Raw genomic sequence first — 5,008 nt, 5'->3', positions numbered from 1 at the left:
TCGGCAGCGTCAGATGGGTATAAGAGACAGGGGCCTGCGTCTCCGCGTCCAGCACGCTCAGCAGCACCACCTCGCGGGAGCGGGGGGCGAACAGTTCGTAGTACCGCGCGCCGTCGTCGTCCGCGTAGTTCAGCGGCGCCTGGGACTTCTCGGTGCCCGTGTTGCTGGCAACGATGAGGGCATAGTGGACCTGCGCCGGCCCGGCGCTCGCGGCGCTCGAGGCCAGGAGGAGCACTCCCAGGGTCAGGGTCCGGCGGAGCGGCAAGGGCATGGGGGGATTGCGTTGGGGCCTGGGCAAAAGAATGCCACGGGGCGCAACCGACAATCCACCCGGCGCCGCTCGCGACAACATGCGGATGACGGGACCATAACGGTCGCGGTAAGCCCTTGAGGGATGGAGTGGGATGACGACACGCTGCGCCGCTTTCGCGAAGGCACTCCCGAGGTGCTGGCGGAGGTGTATCGCGCGCACGCGGAGCCACTCGCTCGCCTGCTCAAGGCGGCCGCATGGCGGGGCAGCTTCGCCCGCCTGAGGAACGCGATGGAGTTGGAGAACACGCTGCTGGAGACCTTCGCCCGAGCCTTCGAGCCGCGCACCCGCGCGGCCTACAACGGCACGCGTCCCTATGCCCACTTCCTGATGGGCATCGCGCGCAACGTGCTGCTGGAACAGTCGCGCGAGCGCGAGCTGGTGGGCCGGGACGAGGCCTTCGAGGGGCTCACCGAATCCTCCTCGGAGGAGGGCGGGCTGGACGAGCTGCTGGAGGACCGCGAGGTGGAGGCCCTGCTCGCGATGTTCAAGGACGGCCTGTCGCGCGAAGAGCACCGGCTGTTCGAGCTGCGCTTCGGGGAGGGGCTGCCCCAGGAGGAGGCCGCCACGGCGCTGGGCCTTACGCGCATCCAGGTGCGGCGGCGCGAGTTCGGTCTGAAGTCCCGGCTGCTGGGGTTCCTCCAGTCGAAGGGGTACCTCGAGGACCTGGAGACGCAGGGCTGGAGCTTCTTCAAGCGGCGGGGTGCGCGATGAGTGGATGCAACGACCGCCAGGCGAAGCAGGCGATGGCCGCGCTCTTCGAGAAGGGCCAGGACGGGCTGGACGCGGAGGGCTTCCAGCGCCTGCGCGCGCACCTGGCCACCTGTCCCGAGTGTCAGGAGGCGTACACGCGGCTGTCGCGCGTGGAGTCCGTGCTGGAGCAGCGGGCGCTGCCCCAGGCCCGGAGCGCGCTATTGGAGCAGGCGCTGATGGCCCGGCTTCAACCCGCCCCCGCGCGGACGGTGGTGGCGCCCGAGCGCAAGAAGTGGTTCGCGTCTCCGCTCTTCATGCCCCTGGCGCTGAGCGCCGCCGCCGCGACCGTGGCGCTGGTCGTCGTGGCGCCGTCGATGCAGCGTCAGGAGCCGGGCGTGCCGGAGTGGCAGGCGCGCTCGTCCGCTCCGGGGGAGCAGGCCTGGGGCGTGCGCGCCTTCTGCATCTCACCCGAGGGCAAGGTGCTGGCGGAGGCCCGGCCCGGCGGGACGCTGACGTGCGCGGAGGGCAACGCGGTGCAGTTCAGCTACACCGCGCCCCAGCCCGTGCGCCTGTCGCTGGAGGGGCTGCCCTCCGGAGGCGAGCCCCTGCGCTTCTTCCCGAGCGAGGGCCCGGCCCCCGAGGTCGCCGCGGGCGTGGACGTGACGCTGCCCTTCAGCACGCCCGTGCAGGGCGGGTGGCTGACGGGCCCGGTGCCGGTGCGCGCGCGCTTCACGGACGCGCAGGGCCGCACGCTCGCGGACACGCAGGTGACGCTGCAGCCGCGCTGAGCCGGAACGAACAACCCCCCTCCCGTGCGAGCACGGGAGAGGGGCGGGGACTGCCGTACCTTGTGGGGTCCGTGAGTGACTACGGACGCGGGACACGGCGATCCACTTCCGCGGTGCCGGTGTACTGCGTGGCCACGTTCAGGAAGCCCTTGAGCTGAACGCGCCAGGTGCCGGCGGGTGGGTTCGAAATCGTGACGGCCTCACCGGTGGAGGTGCCCTCGGCGCTGGTGGCGACGAGCTCCCCGTTGGGGCCAAAGACATACAGGTCCAGGTCGTAGGCCGGGTTGCCCCAGTCCGTCTTGATGCGCAGGGCGCTGGCGCCCGCGGGCACGCTGAGCGTGTGCTCGTGCTGCGCGGCCCGGAGGGACAGGTCCAGCACCGGCAGGTTGATGCTCGTCTTCACCGTGCCCGTCCACGAGGGCAGGGCGGTGGTCTGCGTGGTGTAGCGGGTGCCCGTGGCGTCATTCACCCACTTCGTCGCCGCGTAGACGTCCGCGTAGCCCGCGCCCACCTCCCACGTCTCCAGCTGGCGCGTGTTGCCCGCCGCGTCCGTCGTGTACATGGGCCGCGCGGTGGCCTGCACCGCCGCCAGCACGCCGTCCATGTCGAGCGCGGGGTTCACCTCCAAGAGCAGCGCGGCGACACCGGCCATGTGCGGCGCGGCCATGGAGGTGCCGGAGCTGGCCGCGTAGAACGGCTCCGGGTGCAGCAGGTCCAGGCCCAGGTACGGCTGCATGATGGTGGCGGTGAGCGCGCGCGCCGCGACGATGTTCACGCCCGGCAGCGTGATGTCCGGGTGGTGGAACGCGTCGCCCGGGATGCCCCGGCTGGAGAAGGACGCCAGCTGTCCCGGCGTGTCCTGGCTGAGCAGCGGGTTGGTGGCCGCCGTGGTGTCGCGCGACGTGCCGGCCGCGACGGAGATGGCGCACGGCGAGGCGCTGTACGGGTTGAGCGTGTCGGGGTCGGAGCCCTCGTTGCCCGCCGCGAACACCACCACCATGCCCAGGTCGTAGGCGCGCTTCGTCGCGATGGCGATGGGGTCCAGCGGCGCGAAGTGGCTGCCGCTGGTGCCCCACGAGTTGGAGATGACGCGCACGTTGTGCGTCTCGCGCACGTCCGGATCCAACAGGAAGTCGAAGCCCTCCAGCGCGAACAGGATGCTCATCGCATCACCGGTGCCCACGCCCAGCAGCTTCGCCCCGGGGGCCACGCCCTGGTGCCTGCCGCCGGAGCGCGCGCCCGAGCCCGCGATGATGCTGGCGCAGTGCGTGCCATGGCCGCTGGTCAGGTCGCTGTTGGGCGTGTCCACGTAGAGCGCGCCGCCAATGCCCACGTCCAACGGGGAGGCGACGACCTTCACGTTGCGCGCCACGTTGGGGAAGTCGCCGTGCGTGCCGTCCAGGCCAGAGTCGATGACGCCCACGCCGATGCCCGCGCCCGTCGTCTCATACGCGGTGCGCGCGGTGTCCGCGTGGATGTACGGCACGCTGGTGTCCAGGAAGTACTGGAGCGGCTTGTCCTCGTAGATGGAGATGAGGCCCAGCGGCTGGAGTTCCTGGCGCAGCGTGGTGATGAGCTTCGGCGTCACCGGGACCTTCAGCGCCACCATGGGCAGCGACTTGAGCGCCAGGACGTTGCCCAGTCCCAGCCCCTGCGTCAGCCCGCCCAGCGTGCGCGTGATGCCGCCCAGCACCGCGTCCAGGTTGAGCACGCCGCCCGCCGCGTTCGCGGTGTTGAAGGAGAGGATGAGCGTGCGGACCGAACCGTCCGTGTGCAGCGCGGGATCCACCACCGCCTGGCTGAGCGCCGCCTGCGTGGCGCTGGACGCATAGAGCGCGTTGCAGGCGCTGGGCGTCGCGGCCGCGGCCGTGACGATGGACCGCGAGGACGACGTGACGGCGGGTGCCTCTTCCGCCTTCGAGCCCTCGTCCTGCGACGTGTTCGTGCCACACCCCAGGACGGCGGCGGTGGCGGCGGCCCAGCCCAGCGACAGCAGACGCTTCATGTGGTGCTCTCCCGAGGTGCGTCGCGGCTTTTTCAAAACCCGCGCAAAAGGGCTGTGTCTCGGACGGCTCCGGGTGGATCGCTGCCAAATCGGATTGTTCTGTAGTGGCTGAATCCGGGGGCTTGTCCGGGAAGCAGGCCTTTCCCGCCCCGGCGGTGACAGTGTCCGGAGCGCGGACGGGCCCGGGGTAGGGCGCCGGTATACAGTCGCGGTGTGTTCTACGCGTGTGTGCGGGCGGTGGTGGCGCTGGCGCTGCGGCTCTTCTACCGGGTGAAGGTGAATGCCCCGGGTGAGGCGCCCTCCGGGCCGGTGCTCTTCGTGGGCAACCATCCGAACGGGCTCATCGACCCGGCGCTGGTGTTCATCCTCACGCGGCGCCAGGTGACGTTCATGGCCAAGGCGCCGCTGTTCAAGCTGCCCGTCATCGGCTGGCTGTTGAAGGGGCTCAACGCGCTGCCGGTGTACCGCAAGCAAGACGACCCGACGCAGATGGGGCGCAACGAGGGCACGCTGGACGCGGCGAAGGGCGCGCTGGTGCAGGGGCGGGCCATCACCATCTTCCCGGAGGGCAAGAGCCACTCGGAGCCGGAGCTGGCGGAGCTGAAGACGGGCGCGGCGCGCATCGCGCTCAACGCCGCGCGCGAGGGCGCTCCGGTGCGCATCGTCCCGGTGGGGCTCACCTACGCGGAGAAGAACGTCTTTCGCAGCGAGGTGCTCATCGACCAGGGAGCGCCCATCGACGTGACGGCCTTCCTGCCGAAGGACGCGGCGTCGGAGCAGGACGCGGTGCGCGCGCTGACGGAGCGCGTGGCGGAGGGCCTGCGCGCGGTGACGCTGAACCTGGAGCAGTGGGCGGACCTGCCGGTGGTGCAGGTGGCGGAGCAGCTCTATGCCTTCCGCCAGGGCGGCGCGCTGGACGCGGAGCGGCTGCGGCTGTGGGCGCGCGGGGTGCGGCTGTTCCGGACGCAGGAGCCGGCGCGCTACGAGCGCCTGCGGCAGGACCTGTCCTCGTTCGGCCACCGGATGGCGCTGGTGCAGGCCGCTCGGCCGGAGGAGCTGTCCGTGGAGTACCGCCCGGGCAACGTGGTGCCGTTCGCGCTGAAGACGCTGGCGCGGGGGGTGTTCGGGCTGCCGCTGTTCGCGCTGGGGCTGGCGCTGTTCGCGCTTCCGTACCCGCTGCCCCGCATGGCGGCGCGGCGCGCGGAGCTGGAC

General features: G+C 71.4%; 4 protein-coding genes. 3 read left to right on the top strand and 1 reads right to left on the bottom strand.

Annotation, left to right across the window (positions count from 1 at the left end; genetic code table 11):
- The first annotated feature begins 394 nt into the window (after positions 1-394).
- Together D7X55_RS35625 and D7X55_RS35620 are read left to right on the top strand one after the other, a co-directional pair.
- Entirely contained in the window at positions 395-1,024 is a 630-nt protein-coding gene (locus D7X55_RS35625) for an RNA polymerase sigma factor (RefSeq protein ID WP_120551311.1), read from the top strand.
- The gene (locus tag D7X55_RS35620; RefSeq protein WP_120551312.1) at positions 1,021-1,791 is read left to right on the top strand and encodes an anti-sigma factor; all 771 of its coding nucleotides are present in this window, start codon (positions 1,021-1,023) and stop codon (positions 1,789-1,791) included. Before D7X55_RS35625 ends, D7X55_RS35620 begins: the two co-directional genes overlap by 4 nt.
- Before the next feature lie 79 nt (positions 1,792-1,870).
- On the opposite strand, the gene D7X55_RS35615 is transcribed toward D7X55_RS35620, so the two are convergent.
- A complete protein-coding gene (locus D7X55_RS35615) occupies positions 1,871-3,796 on the bottom strand; it encodes a S8 family serine peptidase (protein ID WP_120551313.1) in 1,926 nt (641 codons plus the stop codon).
- A gap of 213 nt (positions 3,797-4,009) precedes the next feature.
- On the opposite strand from D7X55_RS35615, the gene D7X55_RS35610 reads away from it, so the two are divergent.
- Positions 4,010-5,008: lysophospholipid acyltransferase family protein (locus D7X55_RS35610; RefSeq protein ID WP_121725371.1), on the top strand; the 999-nt coding region annotated here is incomplete at its 3' end.

The sequence above is a fragment of the Corallococcus sp. AB049A genome (genome assembly GCF_003668885.1).
Lineage (GTDB): Bacteria > Myxococcota > Myxococcia > Myxococcales > Myxococcaceae > Corallococcus > Corallococcus interemptor.
The sequence above is the reverse complement of the archived record's forward strand: the minus strand, read 5'-3'. Positions and strand labels throughout refer to the sequence as shown.

What these genes read in the sequence shown, in the direction of transcription:
- D7X55_RS35625 (WP_120551311.1), top strand. Translation starts at nt 395, where the DNA reads ATGGAGTGGGATGACGACACGCTGCGCCGCTTTCGCGAAGGCACTCCC.
- D7X55_RS35620 (WP_120551312.1), top strand. Translation starts at nt 1,021, where the DNA reads ATGAGTGGATGCAACGACCGCCAGGCGAAGCAGGCGATGGCCGCGCTC.
- D7X55_RS35615 (WP_120551313.1), bottom strand. Translation starts at nt 3,796, where the DNA reads ATGAAGCGTCTGCTGTCGCTGGGCTGGGCCGCCGCCACCGCCGCCGTC.